Raw genomic sequence first — 22,031 nt, 5'->3', positions numbered from 1 at the left:
ACTTTCCGGAATTTCGGCATTCGCGCACAGACGTCTGCTTCTTAGGACGAGCTTCTGGCGTGACTGGGTGCGAGTTAGCCGACCCTGTTTCCAGGGTCGGCTCTTATCGTTCCATTGGCGCGCGGTTAAGATGTGTAAAAGGCGTTGTAGCCAAGTGCCACGTCCAGCGACACTCCAGAGATCGACGCCCCGGCATCGCCCGCAAGGAACACCGCCGCATTCGCGATGTCGACCGGGGCGAGTGCGGGCCGGTCGCCTACAGGCAGCATCGGGTTGAGCGCCGCATCCTGCTCGGCTGCCGTACTGAGGCCCATGGACGCGATCTGGCCTTCCGAACGATACATCGGTGTGTCTACCGGACCCGGCGCAATCGCGTTCGCGGTGATGTTGTCCGGCCCAAGCTCGATGGCGGCCTGCTTGGTCAAGCCGATCACGGCCCACTTGCTGGAAGTATAGGCCCCATTGCCCGGAACGCCTTGCCGGCCCCCGATGGAGCTGATCGAGATCAGTCGTCCGCCACCCCGCTGGCGCAGGGCCGGGGTTGCCGAGCGGAAGGTGTTGGCAACGCCCCAAACATTGACGTCAAGCACACTTTTCCAGTCCAGTTCCCGCCCGTCTGCAAAAGCGTGCCAGCGGACGTATCCAGCGTTGGCCACGGCGATATCGAGACCACCGAACTGCGAGATTGCTTGCGCAACTGCTCCGTCCATGTCGTCCTCGCTGCGCACGTCGCCTCGAACTTGTGCCGTGTTGGGGTTGATTGCACGCACCGCTTCAAAGGCTTCATCGAACTCGGCGCTGTTAGCGATGCGGAAGCCTTCGACCGGTGGCACGGCAGACGGGTCGGCGATGTCCAGCATCACGACGGATGCACCATGGCGGGCGTATTCTTCCGCGATGCTGCGTCCGATGCCACGGGCGGCGCCGGTCACCAGGGCAACCTTGCCGTTAAGCGATCCGGTCGGGGCGCTCTGGGCGAAAGCGCCCGTAGCTGCGGCAAGCCCTGCGCCTGCGGCAGCGGCCCCTGCGATGCCGGAGGTCAGAAAACTGCGGCGGGTGGTGTCAATTTGATCAGTCATGGTGTCTCTCCTTGGGTTTGGGCGTCTGCCCGTTGCGTCTGATCTGAATATGGAGCCGTTGTCTTTGTTCGATAATCCGCTATCTGTTTGATAACCTATTAAGTAGAGCTAATGAATGAAACGAACCGATCTGGATGGTGTGCTCCCGCTTTTGGCGGTGATCGAGCAGGGCAGCTTTCGTGCGGCAGCCAGTGCGCTTGGCGTCACGCCGTCTGCGATCAGCCAATCCGTCAAACTACTTGAGGAGCGTATCGGCGTCCCGCTTCTGACACGCACGACACGCAGTGTGGGGCTGACACAAGCCGGTCAGATCTTTGTCGAACGCGTTCGGCCGGCAATGGCCGAGGTCAGCGATACGCTCGCCTCAATCCGGGAGTTCGGAGAGCGGCCCTCGGGGCTTTTGCGTATCAACGCCCCGCGCATCGCCTACCCGGTCATTTTTGAGCCGATCCTGCCAGCTTTTCTTGAGGCGTTTCCGGACGTGGAGGTTGAGGTCTTTCTGGACGATGGGCTTGCCGACATCGTACGCGACGGGTTCGACGCGGGGATCAGGCTGGGTCAGTTGGTAGCGCCCGACATGATCGCCCGTGCGCTGACACCGCCTTCCCGGATGGTGGTCTGCGCTTCTCCTGAATACTTGGCCGTACATGGTACACCGCGAACACCGGATGACCTTGCCCAGCATCGGTGCATCAACTTTCGCCGCCCGACTCAAAAAACAATCTATCATTGGCGCTTTTTGGAAGCAGGTGTGGATCGACACGTGCCGGTGACGGGCAGTGTTACCGTGAACGATCCAAATGCCAAGATGCATGCGGCCCGCGCAGGGCTTGGACTTGCCTACGAGGTTGGTCCGATTGTTCAGCCGTATCTTGACCGAGGTGAGTTGGTAGCGGTTCTGAAAGACCACCTGCCCGACATACCGGGCTTCCACATCTACTATCCGGGGCGCACGCAGATCATGCTCAAACTGCGCGTGTTCATCGACTTCGCGGTCGCCGAACTGCGTAGGTCAACGATCTAGCAGAGAATCCCGATAGCCATCCTTCGCCGCTGTGCAGAAAAGCTGAAAGAAGGGCTCGCTGCAGCAATCCTTAGCGTCTGCAATCAACAACTGATGGCCCTCCACTGCACTTAAAAAGCTTTCACATCACGATCTCAAGCATGAACAATGGGGTGACGTTTTTGGCCCGCGCTGATCGTCATCCCTCCCGGGCCACCTTCTCCGCTTCAGTGACCTCCGACAGCCCGCCGCCTCCCGCGGCGCGGCGCAGACACCGGAGGCGCTACCCATGCCAGACCCCAACGCCGGCCTTCCGCCGCGCTACCTCAGAACGCCCGAAGCCGCACGCTTTCTCGGCCTGTCCGGCCGAACGCTCGAAAAACACCGCACCTACGGCACCGGCCCGAAGTATTCAAAAATCGGCGGGCGCGTCGTCTATGCGGTCGACGACCTTCAGGCCTGGGTCGGCCGGGGCGAGAAGTCGTCAACCTCCGACGACACCGGCGACACCGTGCTTCCCGCCAAACGGCACGCGGCGATCTCGCCGGCCTACGCGAAGAAGAGCGGAGCATGAGCGGCCGCACAACAGTCGATCTCAAGTGGATCGAAGGCCGTACCGAGCGCTGGATCCGCTTCGGCCGCATCGTCCAGGAGACGCTGCATAGCCGCAGCGAAAGCACCGTCGGCTTCGATCCGGGCGCGATCTTCGCCTTCGTCCGCTGGGCCTCGAACGACTACGGAACAGTCGAAAGCAGGATCGACATCCTGCGCGCCGTTCTTCCCGGCGAGCGCTGCTCGACCGTCCCCCATATTACCCCCGGCGGCGAGATGCTGCTCCGCCTCTCGGGCTGGCCGAAGGTCGAAGCCGCGCTCCTCGCTATCGACCAGATCGAGGCGCTCGGGCTCGCGCCGGAGGGTGTCTGTCCCGATCATTGGCGGCACGTCCACAACCGGCTGACCACCGGTCTCGACCCGCGCGCCTATACCGAGCTGCGGCATGACGCATGGCTCAAGCGCCGCGCAGTGACCGCATGATCCGCGCGCGCAAAACGCTCGTCGCGACCGGTGCAGCGCTGGCGCTGATCGGCGCCTCCGCCGCCGTTCGCAGCGATCCGCTGGTCATCTGGAACGCGTCGGCAAGCGTGCCAATCGGCTTCTACGCGATCACGCCGATCGCGCATCCGACGGTCGGTGATCTCGTTGCCGCGCACCCGCCCGACCCGCTGGCCGACTGGCTGTCCGAGAGCGGCTATCTCGGCCGCGACACGCCGCTCCTGAAACGCATTGCGGCGCTTCCGGAAAGCGAGGTCTGCCGCCACGGAACCACCATCCTGATCGACGGCATTGTCGTCGCCGAGGCGCGCGAGCGCGACCGGCTCGACCGACCGCTGCCCGTCTGGCGGGGCTGCCGGACGTTGCGCAATGGCGAGATTTTTTTCCTCAACGCCGAGCATTCGTCGAGCCTCGACGGGCGGTATTTCGGGCCGCTCGACGTCGACACGATCATCGGACAAGCGACCCCTATCTGGACGCGGGAGGACTGAGCCATGCTCCTCGTTGCTCCTTCCGGCCGTCTCCTTTTTACCGTAGTCATCGCGCTCCACGCGCTTTCCGGCTGCGCCGGTTCGCCGTCCGCGAAGGCGCAGGACGTCGCGCCCGAGCAGCACCAATTCTCCGCCGAGAGAACAATCGGAGCGGACGACATCGACGCCGCAGTCGCCGCAGCCTCGCGTCGATCCGGTCTCCCCGAGAACTGGATCCGTGCGGTCATGCGGGCAGAAAGTGCGGGCAACCGGCGCGCGGTGAGTTCCAAGGGCGCAATGGGCCTGATGCAGATCATGCCCGGCACCTGGGCCGAGCTTCGCGCGCAATACTCGCTTGGAGACGACCCGTTCGACGTGCGCGACAACGTCCTTGCGGGCGCGATGTACCTGCGCGCGATGTACGACCGGTTCGGCGCACCGGGCTTCCTCGCGGCCTACAATGCAGGTCCCGGACGCTACGCCGAACACCTTCGGACAGGTCGTCCGCTGGCGCGCGAAACCCGCGCCTATGTCGCTCAACTCGCGCCACGCATTGGTGCGCCCACTACAGCGAACGTGCAGACCGCGCGCGCTTCGGTCCCGTCCGATTGGTGGGAGGCGCCGCTCTTCGCGACTCGTGCCGAGCGTGTTCCTATCGACCGAGAAGCTGCACCCGATGCGCAATCAGTCACCCAAGCGACCGACATTCAGGGTGCAGACAATCTTCCCGCCAACACTCTTTTCGTCTCCGTCCAACGGAGGCCAGAGCGATGAACACCGCAATCGCAGTCTGGCGCGTGCTGGCGTGCCCCCTCGCAGTTTCGGAAGGAGTGCGGGGGACGGACAGTGGAACAACGGAGAGAGGGCGAGATAAAAGGCGCGGCACGTATGCGCGCTATGTGGTTGTTTTACTGCAGCATTTTACGCACTTCGGCATGGTCCGCAGTGCCGTGCCTTCCTTCAATACGTTGATTTCGCGTGGATTCCACCGTGCCGCGGCGTCCGGGGCAAGCTTATGAGCGGGCGCGACGACGACATCCGCATCCGCCCCGGCCGCGTTCGCGATCGCGGGCCTTCGGGCCGCAATGCGCAGAGCTTCGTCGGCCAGGTCATGCGCGCTGCCCGCAAGGCGGGGCACACCGGCTACAGGTTCGGCGGATCGTCCCGCGCTGGCCGCTCGACCTTCGGACGGGGTCGCTTCGCCGAAACAGCCCGCGGCCTGTCGAGCCTCCGGCGACGGGTCGTCGTCAAGGCGCGCATCGTCCGGCATCGCGGTCAGCGTTTCCGGTCAGCGCCGCTCGCCAAGCACATCGCCTACCTGAAGCGCGAGGGCGTCAGTCGCGATGGACGCGACGCAGCGATGTTCACCGCCGACCGGGACGCGGTCGACGAGCGCGACTTCGCCACCTCCTGCGAGGACGACCGGCACCATTTCCGGTTCATTGTCTCGCCCGAGGACGCCGGGCAGATGGAGGATCTGCGCGCCTTCACCCGCGATCTCATGGTCCAGGCCGAGCGCGACCTCGGCACGAAGCTCGACTGGATCGGCGTCGATCACTGGAACACCGACAACCCGCATGTCCACATCCTCGTCCACGGCAAGGCGGACGACGGCAAGGACCTCGTCATCTCGCGCGATTATATCTCCCGCGGTGTGCGCGGACGCGCGGAAGAGCTGGTCGGTCTCGAACTCGGGCCGCGCAGCGAGAAGGAGATCGCGGCAGGACTCGACCTGGAGGTGAAGGCCGAGCGCTGGACCGGGCTTGACCGCGCCTTGCGCGCCTATGCGGACGACGCGCTCGGCGTCGCCGACCTGCGTCCCGGCGCGCCCGGCCTCGAAGATCGCGACTTCAAGAACCGCATGATCGGGCGCGCCCAGACGCTCGAACGCCTCGGCCTTGCTGAAAAGCTCGCGGCGTCGGTCTGGCAGCTCAGGCCCGGGATGGAGGAGACGCTGCGCGACCTCGCCATCCGCAACGACATCATCAAGACCATGCACCGCGCGATGGGAGGCCGGACCCGCGCGGCTTCCGACTTCGCTATTCAGACGGCACCAAGCGAGCCGATCCTCGGACGCCTCGTCGAGCGCGGCCTGCAGGATGAGCTCAAGGGCGAGGCCTACGCCGTGATCGACGGCGTCGACGGACGCGTTCATCACGTGCGCTTCGCCGACCTCGATGCGACGGGAGACACGCCGGGGGGCGGCATCGTCGAGACACGGAGCTGGTCGCCCAAGGAGGGCGGTCGCCAGCGGCTCGCTCTGGTCGGACGGTCCGACTTCGCGCTCGACGCACAGGTGGGCGCGGACGGCGCGACCTGGCTCGACCGGCTGGCGCTCGCCAAGGAACGGTCGCCTCTGTCGAACGGCGGGTTCGGGGCCGAGGTCCGGAGCGCGCTCGAATGCCGCGCCGACCATCTCGTCGCCGAGGGTCTTGCCACCCGGCGGGGCAAGCGCGTCACCTTTGCCCGCGACCTAATCGCGACCCTGCGCAACCGCGAGATCGATAAAGCCGCGGCGAAACTCGAGGCCGAGACCGGCCTGCCGTTCCGCAAACCCTTGGAAGGCGAAAGCGTTGCGGGCATCTACCGCCAGCGCCTCGACCTCGCCTCGGGCCGCTTCGCCATGCTGGACGACGGCATGGGCTTCGAACTCGTCCCCTGGAAGCCGCAGCTCGAGAAGCATCTCGGCCAAACCGGCTCCAGCACCATCACACCCGGCGGCGGGATCGCCTGGACGCTCGGCCGCAAGCGCGGACTCGGCATCTGATGGAGCGCCGCCCATGAGCAAGAGCCACACCTCGCCCGCCACGAAAATCCTCTGGGGCCAGGTCGTCATCGTCACGAGCGTCGCGCTGTCCTTCGTCTGGGCGGCGACGCAATGGGTCGCGTTCCGGCTCGGTTTTCAGCCGCAGCTCGGAGAGCCGATGGCGGAAGTGTTCGGTCTGCCGGTCTACGCCCCGTGGAACGTCTTCGTCTGGTGGTACTGGTATGACGCCTACGCGCCCCGCGTCTTCATGGAGGGCGCGATTGTCGCCGGCGCGGGCGGCATCGCCGCGATCGGCGTCGCGATCTTCCTCTCTGTCCTGCGCGCGCGCGAGGCGAGCGACGTGACCACCTACGGCTCGGCCCGCTGGGCAAGCCGCAAGGACGTGGAGGCGGCGGGGCTGCTTGACGACGACGGCGTCGTGCTCGGCCGATATGAGACCCGCTATCTCCGCCACGACGGACCCGAGCACGTGCTCTGCTTCGCGCCGACGCGTTCGGGCAAGGGCGTCGGGCTGGTCGTACCCTCGCTCCTGACCTGGCCGGGCTCGGCCATTGTCCACGACATCAAGGGCGAGAACTGGCAGCTCACCGCCGGCTGGCGCTCGCGGTTCAGCCGCGTCCTCCTGTTCGACCCGACCGATCCGGCGAGCGCGGCCTACAATCCGCTCCTGACAGTCCGCCGCGGCGACGGCGAGGTGCGCGACGTCCAGAACGTCGCCGACATCCTGGTCGATCCGGAAGGCCAGCTCGAACGCCGAAACCATTGGGAGAAGACCAGCCACTCGCTGCTCGTCGGCGCGATCCTGCACGTGCTCTACGCCGAGGCGGACAAGACGCTCGCCGGGGTCGCGGCCTTCCTCTCCGATCCGAAACGCCCGATCGAGGCGACCCTCGCGGCCATGATGCGCACGCCGCATCTGGGCGACCGCCCGCACCCGGTGGTCGCCCAGGCGGCGCGCGAGCTGCTCAACAAGTCGGAGAATGAACGCTCCGGCGTGCTCTCGACCGCGATGAGTTTCCTCGGACTCTACCGCGACCCCGTCGTCGCGAAGGTCACGAGCCGCTGTGACTGGCGGATCGACGATCTCGTCTCGAGCGATCGACCCGTCACGCTCTACCTCGTGGTGCCGCCCTCGGACATTTCGCGGACCAAGCCGCTCGTAAGGCTCGTGCTCAATCAGATCGGCCGCAGGCTGACCGAAGAGCTGGAAGCGAATGGCCGACGTCACCGCCTCCTGCTCATGCTCGATGAGTTCCCCGCGCTCGGTCGGCTCGATTTCTTCGAGAGCCAGCTCGCGTTCATGGCGGGCTACGGCCTCAAGGCATTCCTGATCGCGCAGTCGCTGAACCAGATCGAGAAGGCCTACGGGCAGAACAACGCCATCCTCGACAACTGCCACGTCCGCGTCGCCTTCGCGACCAATGACGAGCGCACCGCGAAACGGGTGTCCGACGCGCTCGGAACGGCGACCGAGATGCGCGCGATGAAGAACTATGCCGGGCACAGGCTTAGCCCTTGGCTCGGCCATTTGATGGTTTCCCGGCAGGAGACCGCGCGCCCGCTGCTCACCCCCGGCGAGATGATGCAGTTGCCGTCGTCCGACGAGATCGTGCTGGTCTCCGGCGCGCCGCCCGTCCGCGCGAAGAAGGCGCGCTACTATGAGGACCGACAGTTCAAGGCGCGGATTATCGCGCCGCCGCCATCACCTTCCTCTGAGACACCAGGCTCCACCGCTCAGTCCACCGACGATTGGAGCGGCTGCCCGCCGATCGCCGCGCCGCCGCCAGCGAAGAAGAAACGCGTGGGCGGCGACGAAGACAGCGATGGCGGCGTGCGCCGCGAGCCCGCGTTGCCCGAGCACGAGGCAATCGCGCCCGAGACCGCGCCCGTGAGGGAGGAGTTCGCGGGCCTCGACGACGAGCCCGACGACGACGCGCAGCGCGCGCGGGCAATGCAGGACCGGTTCCGCGGCGTCGCGCGCCAGGCTTCGCTCGATCCCGATGACGGGATCGAGCTCTGAGCGATGGCCGGAAGGAGGAAGGAATGGTGAGAAAGACCAAATGAGAAAAGAACGACTGAACGTCTATTTTGACGCCGCGCTGTCGGCTGAGCTTGACGCCCTTGCCGCACGACGCAAGGTCTCGAAGTCACAGATCGTCGAGGCCGCGCTCGCCGCGTTCCTTTCGCCTGACGGCGCCGATCAGCGCGAGGCGGCGATCGTCCGCCGGTTAGATCGTTTGACCCGCTCGATCGAGCGGCTCGAACGTGATGTCACCATCGGCAACGAGGCGGTCGCGCTGTTCGTAAAGTTCTGGCTGAGCACCACACCGCCGCTGCCCGACACGATGCGCGAGGCGGCGCAGGCGAGCGGGCGCGAGCGCTACGAGGGGTTCGTCGAAACACTCGCGCGTCGGCTGGCGAAGGGCGGGACTCTGGCGAAGGAGGTATCGGAAGAACACAAGGCATGAGACCTACGTCGGTCGCCGGTGAATCGCGTCGGCATGCTCTTCCGCCCAATCCTTCACGCTGATCGCCAACCGGCCAAGGCTGACGCCAAGGTCGGTCAATTCGTATGTTACCGACGGCGGTGACGTCGGCTCCACGGTACGGAAAATGAGTCCATCGGCTTCGAGGTCGCGCAGATGCTCGGTCAGCACCTTCGATGAGATGCCCTCGATTGATCGGCGCAACTCGCCAAAGCGGCAGGCCCGTTGCGAAAGTCGGCCTACGATCAGGATCGTCCATTTGTCCGCGATCCGAGCAAGCGTGCGGCGCGTGGCGCAATCGCGGCTGTAGACACCCCAGCATTCAAATCCCGGTTCAGTCACGGCCCTGCGGCGATCGGCTGATGGTTCGTCCACAGTCATAGTATTGGTTACTTTAAGGTACCTACTTTTCGGATCGATCCATGTGTGACTAATGGGAGGTCTCTTTGCAACCCCGACTCGCGCGCCGAGTCGCAAAAACTGGAGACGACCTTATGAAAGCCCTCATCCTAAACCGGTACGGTGACCCGGACGTCCTGAACCTGGCCGATCTTCCAGAGCCGCAAACGAGCGGTGGCGATGGTGATCTTGTCACCGTCACGATCCATATCTCTGGCGTGAATCCCATCGACATCGGTGTGCGCGCCGGCGGGGTTCTTCCCGACGAACCGGAACGCTTTCCGATGGTGCTCGGCTGGGACGGCGCAGGGATCGTCGATGCGGTCGGCAGCGGTGTCGCAGGGCTGTCGGTCGGAGACCGGGTCATGGTTCTGACCAAGCAGCCGTCTTCGGGTATCGGTACCCATCAGGACGTGGTGGCGCTCCCAAAGGCTCAGGTAGTCAAACTACCGGACAGTGTCACTTTCGAGCAGGCGGCCGCTGCGCCGCTCGCATCGATCACGGCGCTCAACAGCGTCGAGGCCTTGGGTTTGCGGCCGGGGCAAACGATCCACATCAACAACGTGGAAGGTGCGGTCGGACGCGCGGCCGCGCAGATTGCGCGGGCTCTCGGCTTGAAGGTTGTTGACGATCCCGCGCCCGCATCAATGGACGGGGCCATCGACGTATGGGGCGAAGAAAAGGCGTTGGCGGCCTTCGCAACCGTCAAGAATAGCGGGGCCTACGCGACCACGATCCCGGAGTGGTGGAAACCGGGCGGGCAGTATCAAACCGCGCGCGGCATCACCCCGATCACGATCGAAAACAGCCCCACCGAGACGGATCTGGAACGGATCGTCGCGTGGCTGGCAGACGGATCGCTCGATCCGAAGATCGAGGCCGTCCTGCCACTGGCAGAGGGCGCCAAGGCGCATGCCATGCTCGCGGCGCCCGGCCTCACCCACAAACTCCTGCTGAGCCACGTGTGAGGGAAACCGATGCTCGATATCACTCAGGCCAAAGCCACCACGCCCGATGGTCTTTCGATCGCCTACGACGTGCAGGGGCAAGGCGATCCGATTCTGCTGATTGCCGGCATGTCCGCCGACCGCAGCCTTTGGTCCCTTGTCCGCTACGACCTCGCGGAACGGTTTCGCACCATTGCGCTCGACAATCGAGACGCGGGCGCCAGCGACTGCGCGACGACCTCCTATACGGCAACCAACCTCGCGCGTGACGCACTGGCCGTTCTGGATTCGGCCGGCGTCGAGCGTGCACATGTCCTTGGCCATTCCCTTGGCGGGGTCATCGCGCAGGAACTGGCAATTCTCGCGCCGGATCGGGTGTCCCGCCTGACGCTCGCAAACACCTTCGCGGCGAACGACCACGGCACGCGCGAACACTTCGCCCTGATCGGCGATCTGCGCGATGCCGTCGCCGACGACCTGACCTTCCTGCGCGCGCTCTATTTCTACGGCCTTGGCCGGTCGACGCTGGAGCATATGCCACTCTCGGCCGTCGCAAACCAGGTTCTGGAAGGCGGCCCGGTGCAGAAACCCGGCGCGCTCAAGCGACAAATCGACGTCCTGCTCGCCACTAGCACACTTGACCGGCTCGGCACCATCGCCGTGCCCACGAGGGTCATCTGGTCCTCCGAGGACAAGTTCTTCTCAGAGGCGCACTCTGCCGCAATCGTAAATACGGTTGATAGGGCCGAACTGGTCCAGATCGAAAAGACCGGGCACTGCCCGATGATCGAAGCGCCGGAGCGGTTTGTAGCTGCGGTGTTAGACTAGGGACTACGCGAAGAGGCAGCGCCGCCGCCTCTTCGCCGCGATCCAATCTATTCTTCCAGATTACCCGCCGATCGCTTCGCAAACATTTGCGAGTCGATTGCGAATGGCAGCTTGGTCGATTGCCACCGACACTTGGCTGCGCTCGCCAAGTTTCCCCCGAACTCCTTACCTGCCTTCACGCGCCGCACCACTACTACGCCCTCAACACTGTTTACGTTGACCATTTAACGGTCTTCTTGATCGACCCCGTAACCAGATGCGGGGCCGCCAGTGACCGTCCACACTTTCAAATCAGAAGCGATCGAGCGCGGCTCCCGCATGCTCCGGACGGCGCTCGGGCCGGATGTCGCCGCCTGGCTCGCAGACCCGGCGGTCGTCGAGGTGATGCTTAACCCAGACGGTCGGCTCTGGGTCGACCGGCTCGGTGACGGGCTCTCGGATACGGGCGGGCGGCTCTCGGCGGATGACGGCGAACGCATCGTCCGGCTTGTCGCGCACCATGTCGGGGCCGAGGTTCATGCCGGCGCTCCGCGCGTCTCGGCCGAACTGCCAGGAACGGGGGAGCGCTTCGAAGGCCTCTTGCCACCTGTCGTCGCCGCACCCGCCTTCGCGATCCGCAAGCCCGCCGTCGCGGTATTCACGCTCGCAGACTATGTCGCCGCCGGCATCATGGACGAGGCCTCAGCGGAGACGTTGAGAAAAGCCGTTGAGTCCCGCGCTAACATCCTCGTCGCCGGCGGCACCTCGACCGGCAAGACCACGCTCACCAACGCACTGCTCGCCGAAGTCGCGAAGACGACCGACCGCGTCGTCCTGATCGAGGACACGCGCGAGCTGCAGTGCCTGACGCCCAACCTCGTGGCGCTGCGAACCAAGGACGGTGTCGCGACGCTTTCTGATCTCGTGCGCTCCTCGCTGCGCCTCCGCCCCGACCGCATCCCGATCGGCGAGGTACGGGGCGCGGAGGCCCTCGATCTCCTCAAGGCCTGGGGCACCGGGCATCCCGGCGGGATCGGCACGATCCATGCCGGCTCGGCTCTCGGCGCGCTCCGCCGTCTCGAACAACTCATCCAAGAAGCCGTGGTCACCGTCCCGCGCGCGCTCATCGCCGAGACCATCGACATGGTCGCGGTACTCGCGGGCCGAGGCACCGATCGCCGCCTCGCAGAGCTCGCCAGAGTCACCGGCCTCGATGGCGCCGGCGACTACGCCCTCGAACCTCTCCTCAGACAACCGAAAGGATCCACCAAGTGACCCGAACCACGACCCTCTATCCGCGCTGGCCCCACTATGTGAGCGCACTGGCGCTCGGCCTCCTGCTCGCCGCCGATCCGGCTCACGCCGCGGGTTCCGGCATGCCGTGGGAAGCGCCGCTGCAGTCGATCCTCGAATCCATCGAAGGGCCGGTCGCCAAGATCGTTGCTGTGATCATCATCATCGTCACCGGCCTCACACTCGCCTTCGGCGATACGTCGGGCGGCTTCCGCCGCCTGGTCCAGATCGTCTTCGGCCTCTCGATCGCCTTCGCGGCCTCCAGCTTCTTCCTGTCCTTCTTCTCGTTCGGCGGCGGGGCGCTGGTCTGATGGACGGCGCCGACATCCCCGGCTTCACCGCACCGGTCCACCGGGCGCTGACCGAGCCGATCCTTCTCGGGGGCGCGCCGCGCACCTGGGCGATCGCCAACGGGACGCTCGCCGCTGCGGTCGGCCTCGGCCTCAGGCTTTGGGCGGTCGGGCTCGTTGTTTGGCTGGTCGGCCATCTGCTCGCGGTCTGGGCGGCCAAGCGCGACGCGCAGATCGTCGATGTCGCGCGGCGGCATCTGCGCTTCCCGACCTGGTTCGGAGTATAGCTATATGTTGCGCCTCGCAGAATACCGCTCCAAGGCTTCGCTCCTAGCCGACTTCCTGCCCTGGGCAGCACTGATCGCCGAGGGCGTGGTTCTCAACAAGGATGGCAGCCTCCAACGCACCACGCGGTTTCGCGGCCCCGATCTCGACTCCTCGACACCCGCCGAACTGGTCGCGACCGCTGGACGGCTCAACGGCGCGCTCCGGCGGCTCGGCTCGGGCTGGGCGGTGTTCGTCGAGGCGCGGCGCGTCCCGGCGCGGGATTATCCGCTCTCCACTTTTCCCGATCCTGCCTCGGCGCTGGTCGACGCCGAACGCCGCGCACAGTTCGAGGAAGCTTCGAGCCACTTCGAGAGCCACTACTACCTGACCCTCGTCTGGATGCCCCCCGCCGACGAGGCGAGCCGCGCGGGCAAATGGCTCTACGAGGACGCGCCTGCGAAGGGGGCCAATCCGCGCGAGCACCTCGCGAGCTTCGCGTCGCGCAGCGAGCGGCTGTTCGATCTTCTTGAAGGGTTCATGCCCGAGGCCGAGTGGCTCTCGGACGAGGACATGTTGTCCTATCTGCATTCGACGGTTTCGACGCGAGCGCAGCGCGTGCGCGTCCCCGAAACGCCGATGTATCTCGACGCGCTCCTGGCCGACGAGCCGCTGGTCGGCGGGCTGGCACCACGCCTCGGGGCCGCGCATCTGCGGACGCTGTCGATCATCGGTTTTCCAACCGCCACCTGGCCGGGGCTGCTCGACGAGCTCAACGGACTGGCCTTCGAGTATCGCTGGGCGACCCGCGCGATCTGCCTCGACAAGACCGACGCGACAAAGCTCTTCGGCCGCATCCGCCGTCAGTGGTTCGCCAAGCGCAAGTCGGTCGCCGCGATCCTCAAGGAGGTGATGACCAACGAGGCCTCGACACTCCTCGACAGCGACGCCGCCAACAAGGCGCTGGATGCCGACGAGGCGCTGCAGGAGCTCGGCTCCGATCTGGTCGGCGCGGCCTACGTCACCGCGACCATCACCGTGTGGGATGCGGACGAACGCACCGCCGACGCGAAGCTCAAGGCCGCCGAGAAGGTCGTCCAGGGCCGCGACTTCACCTGCATCCCCGAGGCCCTGAACGCGCTCGAGGCCTGGCTCGGTTCGCTCCCCGGCCACCTTTACGCCAATGTGCGCCAGCCGCCGGTCTCGACGCTCAACCTCGCGCATATGATCCCGATCTCGGCGGTCTGGGCCGGACCGGCGCGCAACGATCATCTGGGCGGCCCGCCGCTCTTCTACGCCGAGACCGACGGTTCGACCCCGTTCCGCTTCTCCACCCATGTCGGTGATGTCGCCCACACGCTCGTTGTCGGCCCGACCGGCGCGGGCAAGTCGGTTCTGCTCGCACTGATGGCGCTGCAGTTCCGTCGCTATGAAGACGCCCAGTGCTTCGCCTTCGACTTCGGCGGCTCGATCCGCTGCGCGACGCTGGCGATGGGCGGCGACTGGGAGGATCTCGGCACCGCACTGTCGGAAGACGGAGCGGCAGTACAGTTGCAGCCGCTCCGCAAGATCGACAATGCCGCCGAGCGCGCCTGGGCGCAGGATTGGCTCGCCGGACTGCTCGCCCGGGAAGGGGTAAGCGTCGATCCGGTCGCGCGCGACCATCTCTGGTCGGCGCTCACGTCGCTCGCCTCGGCGCCCGCCGAAGAGCGCACGCTCACCGGCCTGTCGGTGCTGCTGCAATCGACCGAACTCAAACGCGCGCTCGCCCCGTTCTGCCTCGGCGGGCCGTTCGGGCGGCTGCTCGACGCCGAGGGCGAAGCGCTCGGAATCGCGGACGTCCAGGCCTTCGAGACCGAGGGACTGATCGGTTCCGCCGCAGCGCCCGCGGTGCTCGCCTATCTCTTCCACAGGATCGAGGCGCGGCTGACCGGACGGCCCACACTCATCCTCGTCGACGAAGGCTGGCTCGCGCTCGACGACATAACCTTCGGCGGGCAGCTGCGCGAATGGCTGAAGACGCTGCGCAAGAAGAACGCGTCTGTCGTCTTCGCCACCCAATCGCTTGCCGACATCGACGGCTCCGCCATTGCGCCGGCCATAGTCGAGAGTTGCCCGACGCGGATCTTCCTGCCCAACGAGCGCGCCTTCGAGCCGCAGATCGCCGAGATCTATCGCCGGTTCGGATTGAACGACCGGCAGATCGAGATCGTCGCGCGGAGCCTGCCGAAGCGCGACTATTACTGCCAGTCGCGGCGCGGCAACCGGCTCTTCGCACTCGGCCTTGGCGAGGTAGCGCTCGCCTTCACCGCAGCCTCGTCCAAATCCGACCACGCTGCCATCGACGAGACCCTCGCCGAGCACGGCCGCGACGGCTTCGCCGCCGCCTGGCTCAAACGCCGCGGTCTCGGCTGGGCCGTCGAACTGCTCGGCCCCTCGGACGCCGTGATCAAAGCCACGCGGTCGCAGTCACCCACCACCCCTGAAGCAAACCAAGACAAGGAGACTTCCCATGACCAGAACCCGTAAGCTCGCCGGCCGCGCCGCCGCGGCGTTGCTCCTGTCGAGCGCCATCGCGCTCTCGCCGGCCACCGCGCCGCCCGCCCACGCGCTCTTCGGCGGGTTCGGCGGCATCGTCTACGATCCGACCAACCACGCCGAGAACCTGCTAACCGCCGCACGGACGCTGGAGCAGATCAACAACCAGATCGCCCAGCTCCAGAACGAGGCGCAGATGCTGGTGAACCAGGCGCGCAACCTCGCAAGCCTGCCATATTCCTCGCTGTCGCGGCTCCAGTCCTCGGTCCAGGAGACGCAGCGACTGCTCGGCGAGGCGCAGCGCATCGCCCACGACGTCGCCGAGATCGACCGCGCCTTCACGGGGGACTACGGGGCCGCCGCTGCGCGCGGCGATTTCGACCAGATGATCGCGGGTGCGCAAGCCCGCTGGCAGACCTCGGTCGCGGGGCTCGAGGACTCGCTCAAGGTCCAGGCCGGCGTCGTCGGCAATATCGAGACCGCGCGGGCCGAGATGGGCGCGCTCGTCGCCGAGAGCCAGGCGGCCACCGGCGCGCTGCAGGCGGCGCAGGCGGGCAACCAGCTCCTCGCGCTGCAATCGGGCCAGATCGCCGACCTAACCGCCGCGATCGCCGCGCAGAACCGCGCCCAGGCGCTGGAGACCGCGCGGCGCGTTTCGGCCGAGGCGCAAGGGCGCGAGAACCTCGCGCGCTTCCTCGACTACGGGTCCGGCTACGAGCCGACCACCGTGCGCATGTTCGGCGGCTGAGCTGATGCGGAACGGTCCCGAGAAGGTGCTGGAGCTCATCGCCATCGCCATGGGCGGCCTCGTCGTCCTCTTGGCGGCGATGGAACTTCAGGACGCCGTGAAGAAGGAGCGGGGCACCGAGGTATCGGTCCCCGCCAGCGATCCGCTGCGCGCCGAGCTCACCCGCTGCCGGGCGCTGACACCGGACGAGCTCGTGACCGACGTCGCCTGCCGCGAAGCCTGGGCCGAGAACCGCCGTCGCTTCTTCGACGGCGCGGTGCCGCGCGGCCTGGACGAATAGGACATGGGCGGCGTCGGCGTCATCGATCGGTTCCTGGAGGTCTTCGCCTCCTACATCGATTCAGGCTTCGGCCTGCTCGCGGGCGATGTTGCCTTCCTTGCGACCACGCTCATCGTCATAGACGTGACGCTCGCCGCGCTCTTCTGGGCCTGGGGCGCGGATGACGACATCATCGGCCGGCTCGTCAAGAAGACGCTCTTTGTCGGCATCTTCGCCTACATCATCGGCAACTGGAACGCGCTCGCGCGCATCGTCTTCGAGAGCTTCGCCGGACTCGGGCTTGTCGCCACCGGCGGCAGCATCAGCGCCGCGGAACTCCTGCAACCCGGCCGCATCGCCGAGGTCGGGCTCGAGGCGGGCCAACCGATCCTCGCCTCGATCGCCGACCTCATGGGCTTCGTCTCCTTCTTCGAGAACTTCATCCAGATCGCGATCCTGATGTTCGCCTGGACCGTGGTCGTGCTCGCCTTCTTCATCCTCGCGATCCAGCTCTTCGTGACGCTGATCGAGTTCAAGCTCGCGACGCTCGCGGGCTTCATCCTCGTGCCCTTCGGTCTCTTCAACAAGACCGCCTTCATGGCCGAGCGCGTGCTCGGGCTCGTCATCTCCTCGGGCGTCAAGGTGCTGGTGCTCGCGGTGATCGTCGGCATCGGTTCGACCATCTTCGGTGAGTTCACCGCCGGTTTCGCGGCCGAGCCGACCATCGAGGACGCGATGGCCGTGGTGCTTGGCGCGTTGTCGCTGCTCGCCCTCGGCATCTTCGGCCCCGGCATCGCCAACGGCATCGTCTCGGGCGGCCCGCAGCTCGGCGCCGGGGCGCCGGTTGGCACAGCCCTCGCGGCGGGCGGGACGCTGGTTGCCGGCGCCGCTGGCGCCAGGATGGGCCTAGCCGCCGCGGGGGCCGCCGCCAGGGGCGGCGCCTCGGTCGCGGGTGGCGCCTCGACCGCCTACCGGATCGGCGCGGCCTCGGGATCGACCACCGCCGGCAAGGTTGCCGGCGGCATGACCGCCGTCGGCCAGGCGGGCATGAACGCCGCGATCAGCCCGCTGAAGAAGAGCCTCGGCGCGAGTTACCGCTCCGGCTCACGCGCCGCCTTCACCGCGACGGGAGGCCAATTCTCGAACAGCCTGTCCGCCATGCCAGCGCCAGCGAATGACGGCCCGCCCGCCTGGGCGCGACGGATGAAACGCCAGCAATCCCTCCATCACGGGTTCGCCACCGCCGCCCATGTCGTCCGCTCGGGCGACCATGGCGGCGGCGGGACGTCCGTCAGCCTCTCGGAGAAACCATGAGCCTCTTCAAACGCCCCAGCGTCAGATATTCCAAGACCCCCGAACCGCTCACGCCCTATCAGAAGGCCGCCCAGGTCTGGGACGACCGGATCGGGTCCGCCCGCGTCCAGGCGCGCAACTGGCGGCTCATGGCGATGGGGTGTCTGATCCTCACCACCGGCACCTCCGCCGCGCTGGTCTGGCAATCGACTCGCAGCACCGTGGTTCCCTACGTGGTCGAAGTCGACCGGCTCGGTGCGGCGCAGTCTGTCGCGCCCGCCACCGCAGACTACAGTCCAACCGATCCGCAGATCGCCTTCCACCTCGCGCGCTTCGTCGAGAATGTCCGGCAGGTTCCCGCAGACCCGATCGTGCTGCGGCAGAACTGGCTGCGCGCCTATGACTTCACCACCGATCGCGGCTCGGTCGCGCTCAACGACTATGCCCGCGTCAACGACCCCTTCGCCCGCGTCGGCGACGAGCAGGTCGCGGTCGAGATCTCGTCGGTCATCCGCGCCTCGGACTCGAGTTTCCGCGTCGCTTGGACAGAGCGGAGATACCTCAACGGTCAACTCGCCCGCACCGAGCGCTGGACCGCAATACTCACCGTCGTCCTGCAGCCGCCCCGCACCGCGGAAGCGCTGCGCAAGAACCCACTCGGCGTCTTCGTGCACGCCATAAACTGGTCTCGGGAGAACGCGCAATGAAACACTGCATGTCAGCCAAACTAACCGCGTGCGCCTTTGTCGCTGCGACGGCACTTGCCGGTTGCGCCACAAACCGCCCGCCCGAATTTGCCTATGACGATCCGGTCGCCGCGACGCTGATCGCCGATCCTCCTCACCCAATTGAGATCGTCGAGCGCCCCGAACCGCTACCGCTTCCCGGCCAACTCATGCGCGTGGATGCCGACGATCGCCCGCCCGAAACCGCGGAACCTGCCGAGCGGATCGACCAGGCCAATGCTTCCGCGCGCATCGAACCGGTGCGCGACGGGTTCATCAACGCCGTCCAGCTTTATCCTTACTCGGCGGGCGCGCTCTATCAGGTCTATACATCGCCCGGGCAGATCACCGACATCGCCCTGCAGCCTGGCGAAAGCCTAGTCGGCTCAGGCCCCATCGCGGCCGGTGACACTGCCCGTTGGATCATCGGAGACACGGAGAGCGGCTCCGGCGACACCCGCCGCATCCACATCCTCGTCAAGCCGACCCGGCCCGATCTCACGACGAACCTCGTCATAAACACCGACCGGCGAACCTATCACCTCGAACTGCGCGCCACGCCGTCGGCCTATATGGCGTCGGTCTCCTGGACCTATGCCGAGGACGCGCTGATCGCGCTGCGCAGACGGAACGCAGAGGCGGAAGCGGCGCTGCCGATCTCGCGCGAGGTCGCGATCGAAAACCTCAACTTCCGCTACCGGATCGATGGCGACCGGCCGCCCTGGCGCCCGCGCCGCGCCTTCGACGACGGTCGACAGGTCTTCATCGAGTTCCCGCGCGGGATCGGTCAGGGCGAGATGCCGCCGCTCTTCGTGATCGGACCCGAGGGCGAGGGCCAACTCGTCAACTACCGAATCCGCCGCAACTACATGGTCGTCGATCGGCTCTTCGCCGCCGCCGAGCTGCGTCTCGGCGACCGCCAGCGCGTCGTACGCATCGTGCGCACCGATGGGGTCCGGCGCGCTTCGCAACGCGACGAGACAGTCGTCTCGGCCTGGCGGCCGGACGGCGACCGGTGAACGCCATGAGCGATCAGGGCAATGACCGGGAGGGGATGGGCACTTCGGACGAAACCGTCCGCAATGCGCCGCGCTCCGAAAAGGACATCGCCGCCGAGCTTCGCCTGCGGCCCGATCCGCCGCGGGTCATGCGGCTTTCGCGCAAGGCCATGGCGGTGCTCGCGGGCGCGGGCGGGCTCGGCCTCGCCGCAATCCTGATCGTCGCACTCCAGGATCGCAGTTCCATCGACGGCCCGGCGGAGCTCTTCTCGACCGAGCGCGTCCAACAGGCCGAGGGTCTGTTCGGCCTCCCGCGCGACTATGGCGGTGTCCCGCAGCTCGGCCCGCCGCTCCCGGGAGAGCTCGGCCGTCCGGTCCTCTCGGCGCAGCGGCGTGGCGATCCGGTCCCACCGGTGCTCACGCCCGCCGCGCCGGCGGTCGATCCTGCGGAGCAACTCCGCCTTCAGGAGGAGGAAGCTGCCCGACTGAGCCGCCTGTTCGCCGAGGCCAACACCGCCGTGAACGCGGCCGCGCCTCCAAGGAGTATGGTCGCGCCTACGGCAGGAGAATTTGGCGCGCTGTTCCCGGCCACGGCGCAGCAGGCGACGCAGCCCGATGAGACGGACCGCAGAGAAGACTTCCTGAACCGAGAGGTCGATCGCCGCACCACCGCCGTCGACAGGCTGCAGCCGCCGCCGAGCCCCTACGTGCTGCAGGCGGGTTCGGTGATCGAGGCAGCGCTACTCACCGGCCTGCGCTCCGACCTGCCCGGCCAGATCAGCGCTCAGGTAACCGCCAATGTCTATGACAGCCCGACGGGTCGCTTCCTGCTGATCCCGCAGGGCGCGCGCCTCCTCGGCGAATATGACAGCCGCATTGCCACCGGCCAGTCCCGGCTGCTGCTGGCTTGGACGCGGCTTATCCTGCCCGACGGCCGGTCGATCATGCTCGATCGCCAGCCCGGCACCGACGAGGCGGGCTATGCGGGCCTCCAGGACCGCGTCGAAAACCATTGGGGCCGGGTGTTCCTTGCCGCCGGCTTGGCGACGGTGCTTAACATCGGCCTCGAAACCGGGCGCGACGATGACAGCGACATCGCCCGTGCCATCCGTGAAGGCACTCAGGACACGATCGGCCGCACCGGCGAGGAGATCGTCCGACGGCAGCTCCAGATCCCTCCAACACTTACGATCCGTCCGGGCTTCCCTGTGCGGGTGATGGTCACACGGGATTTGATCCTCGAGCCGATAGGAGAAAGACGATGACGAAACTCAAGCTCGGTGCGATCCCCGACGACAAGCCTGTCAAACTAACGGTCGATTTGCCCGCCGATGTACACCGCGACCTCGCCGCCTATGCAGAGGTTTTGGCGCGCGAGACCGGTAATAACCATGAGCCTGCGAGGCTCATCGCCCCGATGCTCGCGCGGTTCATGGCCACCGATCGCGGGTTTGCGAAGCTCAGGAAAGAGCGCCCTTCCTCTTCGCCTCGATCCGCGCCAGGCTGATGAAGCGCCGGAGGGCGGGATTGTCGTTCTCTGGAAGCCAGGTGACGGAGAAGGGAACTCTGTCCCCTTCATCACCAATAGGCACAAACGAGACGTTCGGATACCGGACGCCCCTCCAACTCTCGGCGACAAGACTGACCCCCATTCCTAGCCCTACCAGCGTCATGATGCCCTCCCGTCCCATCAGGTGCCTGCGAACTGCAATGCTACGGCCGACACGCCCGATTTTGCGAACGATGTAATCGTAGATCTCGGGTCCGGGTTCGCATGAGCTCACGACGAAACTCGCATCTTTGATATCCTGCCACGACAGACGCGACTTCGAAGCTAAAGCCATGTCGGAAGCGACCGCGAGAAAAACGCCGTCGTGGGATATGACAAGGCCATCTCCCACGTTGGAATGAGGCTGACCCGCGGCTGCGATGATGTCGACTTGCCGATGACTGAGTTGCGAGAGCAGGTCGCTTCGATTCGACTCGATGAGGAGAAGCTCCACTTCAGGTTGTTCGCCTCTGAAGGCGGAGACTATCTCTCGCAAGGGACCGCGCGACAGAGAAGCAATAAGACCGACTGTGAGATAACCGGTCCGTCCCAATCCCGCGGAGAGAGCGCTCTCGTGAGCGGTTTTCAAGTCATCGACAATTCGCCTCGCCCTTGTTGCGAAGCACCGACCCGCGGTAGTCAGGCGGGCCCCGTCCGCTTTTCGTTCAAATAGCGAAACACCGACGACGTCTTCCAGCCTTTGTATCTGACGGCTAACGCTGGATTGCCCTACGGATAAAGCCGTAGCAGCACCGCGGAAACTACCGGTCTCGGCAACTGCGAGAAAGTTCGCAAGTTGGCGCGTTTCAATTTCCGGGACCACGGTACTTCTCCTTCTCGATCGGACCTCGTTTTCTATTGCTCTACTTCAAAGAATCCCGCTTACAGGGTCGCGGCGCCAGTCATCCCAGGTTCGATACTCGCCGCCATGTGCAGACGCTTCGTGCGCAAGAAACGAACGCAGCGAATGATCCAAGTCATGCACAAGGTCGCCGGTGGGATACCCAGCATGCCACCGAATTCGCCTGGCTCGCGTTCAGAAACCGCGAGAAATGGGTGGACC

24 protein-coding genes are annotated in these 22,031 nt (G+C 66.1%); 21 read left to right on the top strand and 3 right to left on the bottom strand.

Annotation, left to right across the window (positions count from 1 at the left end; genetic code table 11):
* Window positions 1-125 precede the first annotated feature (125 nt).
* Entirely contained in the window at window positions 126-1,079 is a 954-nt protein-coding gene (locus R5H30_RS07960; RefSeq protein WP_318327633.1) for an SDR family oxidoreductase, read from the bottom strand.
* Window positions 1,080-1,194: 115 nt separating this feature from the next.
* Between R5H30_RS07960 and R5H30_RS07955 the strand changes: the two genes are divergently transcribed.
* The 8 genes from R5H30_RS07955 to R5H30_RS07920 all read left to right on the top strand — a co-directional run bounded on the left by R5H30_RS07955 (window position 1,195) and on the right by R5H30_RS07920 (window position 8,840).
* On the top strand, window positions 1,195-2,103 hold the full coding sequence (locus R5H30_RS07955; RefSeq protein ID WP_318327632.1) for a LysR family transcriptional regulator: 909 nt from the start codon (window positions 1,195-1,197) through the stop codon (window positions 2,101-2,103).
* Between the two features lie 268 nt (window positions 2,104-2,371).
* Window positions 2,372-2,656: a helix-turn-helix transcriptional regulator gene (locus tag R5H30_RS07950; RefSeq protein WP_318327631.1), complete on the top strand. Its 285-nt coding sequence runs from the start codon at window positions 2,372-2,374 to the stop codon at window positions 2,654-2,656.
* Complete coding sequence (locus tag R5H30_RS07945) at window positions 2,653-3,117, top strand: DUF2840 domain-containing protein (RefSeq protein WP_318327630.1); 465 nt, start codon at window positions 2,653-2,655, stop codon at window positions 3,115-3,117. The genes R5H30_RS07950 and R5H30_RS07945 overlap by 4 nt, the downstream gene beginning before the upstream one ends.
* Complete coding sequence (locus tag R5H30_RS07940) at window positions 3,114-3,626, top strand: S26 family signal peptidase (RefSeq protein ID WP_318327629.1); 513 nt, start codon at window positions 3,114-3,116, stop codon at window positions 3,624-3,626. Before R5H30_RS07945 ends, R5H30_RS07940 begins: the two co-directional genes overlap by 4 nt.
* Before the next feature lie 3 nt (window positions 3,627-3,629).
* A complete protein-coding gene (locus R5H30_RS07935) occupies window positions 3,630-4,379 on the top strand; it encodes a lytic transglycosylase domain-containing protein (RefSeq protein ID WP_318327628.1) in 750 nt (249 codons plus the stop codon).
* A gap of 241 nt (window positions 4,380-4,620) precedes the next feature.
* Complete coding sequence (locus tag R5H30_RS07930; protein WP_318327627.1) at window positions 4,621-6,372, top strand: relaxase/mobilization nuclease domain-containing protein; 1,752 nt, start codon at window positions 4,621-4,623, stop codon at window positions 6,370-6,372.
* Window positions 6,373-6,385: 13 nt separating this feature from the next.
* On the top strand, window positions 6,386-8,392 hold the full coding sequence (locus tag R5H30_RS07925; protein ID WP_318327626.1) for a conjugal transfer protein TraG: 2,007 nt from the start codon (window positions 6,386-6,388) through the stop codon (window positions 8,390-8,392).
* Window positions 8,393-8,432: 40 nt separating this feature from the next.
* Entirely contained in the window at window positions 8,433-8,840 is a 408-nt protein-coding gene (locus tag R5H30_RS07920; RefSeq protein WP_318327625.1) for a ribbon-helix-helix domain-containing protein, read from the top strand.
* A gap of 3 nt (window positions 8,841-8,843) precedes the next feature.
* On the opposite strand, the gene R5H30_RS07915 is transcribed toward R5H30_RS07920, so the two are convergent.
* Window positions 8,844-9,239, bottom strand: coding sequence for a winged helix-turn-helix transcriptional regulator (locus R5H30_RS07915; protein WP_318327624.1), 396 nt, complete (start codon window positions 9,237-9,239; stop codon window positions 8,844-8,846).
* Window positions 9,240-9,352: 113 nt separating this feature from the next.
* Here R5H30_RS07915 and R5H30_RS07910 point away from each other — a divergent pair, with 113 nt between their 5' ends.
* The 13 genes from R5H30_RS07910 (at window position 9,353) to R5H30_RS07850 (ending at window position 20,926) form a co-directional block, all read left to right on the top strand.
* Window positions 9,353-10,225: an NADP-dependent oxidoreductase gene (locus R5H30_RS07910; RefSeq protein ID WP_318327623.1), complete on the top strand. Its 873-nt coding sequence runs from the start codon at window positions 9,353-9,355 to the stop codon at window positions 10,223-10,225.
* Window positions 10,226-10,234: 9 nt separating this feature from the next.
* Window positions 10,235-11,032, top strand: coding sequence for an alpha/beta fold hydrolase (locus tag R5H30_RS07905; RefSeq protein WP_318327621.1), 798 nt, complete (start codon window positions 10,235-10,237; stop codon window positions 11,030-11,032).
* Between the two features lie 318 nt (window positions 11,033-11,350).
* The gene (trbB, locus tag R5H30_RS07900) at window positions 11,351-12,286 is read left to right on the top strand and encodes a P-type conjugative transfer ATPase TrbB (RefSeq protein WP_318327744.1); all 936 of its coding nucleotides are present in this window, start codon (window positions 11,351-11,353) and stop codon (window positions 12,284-12,286) included.
* Between the two features lie 38 nt (window positions 12,287-12,324).
* A complete protein-coding gene (locus tag R5H30_RS07895; RefSeq protein WP_412105119.1) occupies window positions 12,325-12,615 on the top strand; it encodes a TrbC/VirB2 family type IV secretion system protein in 291 nt (96 codons plus the stop codon).
* Window positions 12,615-12,881 carry a VirB3 family type IV secretion system protein gene (locus R5H30_RS07890; RefSeq protein WP_318327619.1) on the top strand — a complete coding sequence of 89 codons (267 nt, stop codon included), beginning with the start codon at window positions 12,615-12,617 and terminating at the stop codon, window positions 12,879-12,881. The genes R5H30_RS07895 and R5H30_RS07890 overlap by 1 nt, the downstream gene beginning before the upstream one ends.
* A 4-nt stretch (window positions 12,882-12,885) precedes the next feature.
* On the top strand, window positions 12,886-15,387 hold the full coding sequence (trbE, locus tag R5H30_RS07885; protein ID WP_318327618.1) for a conjugal transfer protein TrbE: 2,502 nt from the start codon (window positions 12,886-12,888) through the stop codon (window positions 15,385-15,387).
* Window positions 15,371-16,144, top strand: coding sequence for a P-type conjugative transfer protein TrbJ (gene trbJ, locus R5H30_RS07880; RefSeq protein ID WP_318327617.1), 774 nt, complete (start codon window positions 15,371-15,373; stop codon window positions 16,142-16,144). Before trbE ends, trbJ begins: the two co-directional genes overlap by 17 nt.
* Before the next feature lie 25 nt (window positions 16,145-16,169).
* Window positions 16,170-16,424 carry a putative entry exclusion protein TrbK-alt gene (gene trbK-alt / locus R5H30_RS07875; protein ID WP_318327616.1) on the top strand — a complete coding sequence of 85 codons (255 nt, stop codon included), beginning with the start codon at window positions 16,170-16,172 and terminating at the stop codon, window positions 16,422-16,424.
* A 3-nt stretch (window positions 16,425-16,427) separates the two neighbouring features.
* Complete coding sequence (trbL, locus tag R5H30_RS07870) at window positions 16,428-17,717, top strand: P-type conjugative transfer protein TrbL (RefSeq protein ID WP_318327614.1); 1,290 nt, start codon at window positions 16,428-16,430, stop codon at window positions 17,715-17,717.
* On the top strand, window positions 17,714-18,403 hold the full coding sequence (gene trbF, locus R5H30_RS07865) for a conjugal transfer protein TrbF (protein ID WP_318327613.1): 690 nt from the start codon (window positions 17,714-17,716) through the stop codon (window positions 18,401-18,403). Before trbL ends, trbF begins: the two co-directional genes overlap by 4 nt.
* An 8-nt stretch (window positions 18,404-18,411) precedes the next feature.
* Window positions 18,412-19,440 (top strand): P-type conjugative transfer protein TrbG, encoded by a 1,029-nt coding sequence (gene trbG, locus R5H30_RS07860; RefSeq protein ID WP_318327611.1) that lies wholly within the window; start codon window positions 18,412-18,414, stop codon window positions 19,438-19,440.
* A 5-nt stretch (window positions 19,441-19,445) separates the two neighbouring features.
* Window positions 19,446-20,684, top strand: a complete 1,239-nt coding sequence (locus R5H30_RS07855; RefSeq protein ID WP_507028650.1) for a TrbI/VirB10 family protein — start codon at window positions 19,446-19,448, stop codon at window positions 20,682-20,684.
* Window positions 20,681-20,926 (top strand): DUF2274 domain-containing protein, encoded by a 246-nt coding sequence (locus tag R5H30_RS07850; RefSeq protein WP_318327609.1) that lies wholly within the window; start codon window positions 20,681-20,683, stop codon window positions 20,924-20,926. Before R5H30_RS07855 ends, R5H30_RS07850 begins: the two co-directional genes overlap by 4 nt.
* Here the strand turns inward: R5H30_RS07850 and R5H30_RS07845 are convergent.
* Window positions 20,880-21,791 carry a LysR family transcriptional regulator gene (locus R5H30_RS07845; RefSeq protein ID WP_318327608.1) on the bottom strand — a complete coding sequence of 304 codons (912 nt, stop codon included), beginning with the start codon at window positions 21,789-21,791 and terminating at the stop codon, window positions 20,880-20,882. The two genes, R5H30_RS07850 and R5H30_RS07845, sit on opposite strands and share 47 nt — an antisense overlap.
* Between the last annotated feature and the right edge of the window lie 240 nt (window positions 21,792-22,031).

This window comes from Roseobacter sp. FCG-D35 (assembly GCF_033436665.1).
Lineage (GTDB): Bacteria > Pseudomonadota > Alphaproteobacteria > Rhodobacterales > Rhodobacteraceae > JAWQFO01.
The sequence above is the reverse complement of the archived record's forward strand: the minus strand, read 5'-3'. Positions and strand labels throughout refer to the sequence as shown.

Bases quoted from the DNA above. Each gene is read 5' to 3' on its own strand.
- R5H30_RS07960 (WP_318327633.1), bottom strand. From the start codon at position 1,079: ATGACTGATCAAATTGACACCACCCGCCGCAGTTTTCTGACCTCCGGC.
- R5H30_RS07955 (WP_318327632.1), top strand. From the start codon at position 1,195: ATGAAACGAACCGATCTGGATGGTGTGCTCCCGCTTTTGGCGGTGATC.
- R5H30_RS07950 (WP_318327631.1), top strand. From the start codon at position 2,372: ATGCCAGACCCCAACGCCGGCCTTCCGCCGCGCTACCTCAGAACGCCC.
- R5H30_RS07945 (WP_318327630.1), top strand. From the start codon at position 2,653: ATGAGCGGCCGCACAACAGTCGATCTCAAGTGGATCGAAGGCCGTACC.
- R5H30_RS07940 (WP_318327629.1), top strand. From the start codon at position 3,114: ATGATCCGCGCGCGCAAAACGCTCGTCGCGACCGGTGCAGCGCTGGCG.
- R5H30_RS07935 (WP_318327628.1), top strand. From the start codon at position 3,630: ATGCTCCTCGTTGCTCCTTCCGGCCGTCTCCTTTTTACCGTAGTCATC.
- R5H30_RS07930 (WP_318327627.1), top strand. From the start codon at position 4,621: ATGAGCGGGCGCGACGACGACATCCGCATCCGCCCCGGCCGCGTTCGC.
- R5H30_RS07925 (WP_318327626.1), top strand. From the start codon at position 6,386: ATGAGCAAGAGCCACACCTCGCCCGCCACGAAAATCCTCTGGGGCCAG.
- R5H30_RS07920 (WP_318327625.1), top strand. From the start codon at position 8,433: ATGAGAAAAGAACGACTGAACGTCTATTTTGACGCCGCGCTGTCGGCT.
- R5H30_RS07915 (WP_318327624.1), bottom strand. From the start codon at position 9,239: ATGACTGTGGACGAACCATCAGCCGATCGCCGCAGGGCCGTGACTGAA.
- R5H30_RS07910 (WP_318327623.1), top strand. From the start codon at position 9,353: ATGAAAGCCCTCATCCTAAACCGGTACGGTGACCCGGACGTCCTGAAC.
- R5H30_RS07905 (WP_318327621.1), top strand. From the start codon at position 10,235: ATGCTCGATATCACTCAGGCCAAAGCCACCACGCCCGATGGTCTTTCG.
- trbB (WP_318327744.1), top strand. From the start codon at position 11,351: ATGCTCCGGACGGCGCTCGGGCCGGATGTCGCCGCCTGGCTCGCAGAC.
- R5H30_RS07890 (WP_318327619.1), top strand. From the start codon at position 12,615: ATGGACGGCGCCGACATCCCCGGCTTCACCGCACCGGTCCACCGGGCG.
- trbE (WP_318327618.1), top strand. From the start codon at position 12,886: ATGTTGCGCCTCGCAGAATACCGCTCCAAGGCTTCGCTCCTAGCCGAC.
- trbJ (WP_318327617.1), top strand. From the start codon at position 15,371: ATGACCAGAACCCGTAAGCTCGCCGGCCGCGCCGCCGCGGCGTTGCTC.
- trbL (WP_318327614.1), top strand. From the start codon at position 16,428: ATGGGCGGCGTCGGCGTCATCGATCGGTTCCTGGAGGTCTTCGCCTCC.
- trbF (WP_318327613.1), top strand. From the start codon at position 17,714: ATGAGCCTCTTCAAACGCCCCAGCGTCAGATATTCCAAGACCCCCGAA.
- trbG (WP_318327611.1), top strand. From the start codon at position 18,412: ATGTCAGCCAAACTAACCGCGTGCGCCTTTGTCGCTGCGACGGCACTT.
- R5H30_RS07855 (WP_507028650.1), top strand. From the start codon at position 19,446: ATGAGCGATCAGGGCAATGACCGGGAGGGGATGGGCACTTCGGACGAA.
- R5H30_RS07850 (WP_318327609.1), top strand. From the start codon at position 20,681: ATGACGAAACTCAAGCTCGGTGCGATCCCCGACGACAAGCCTGTCAAA.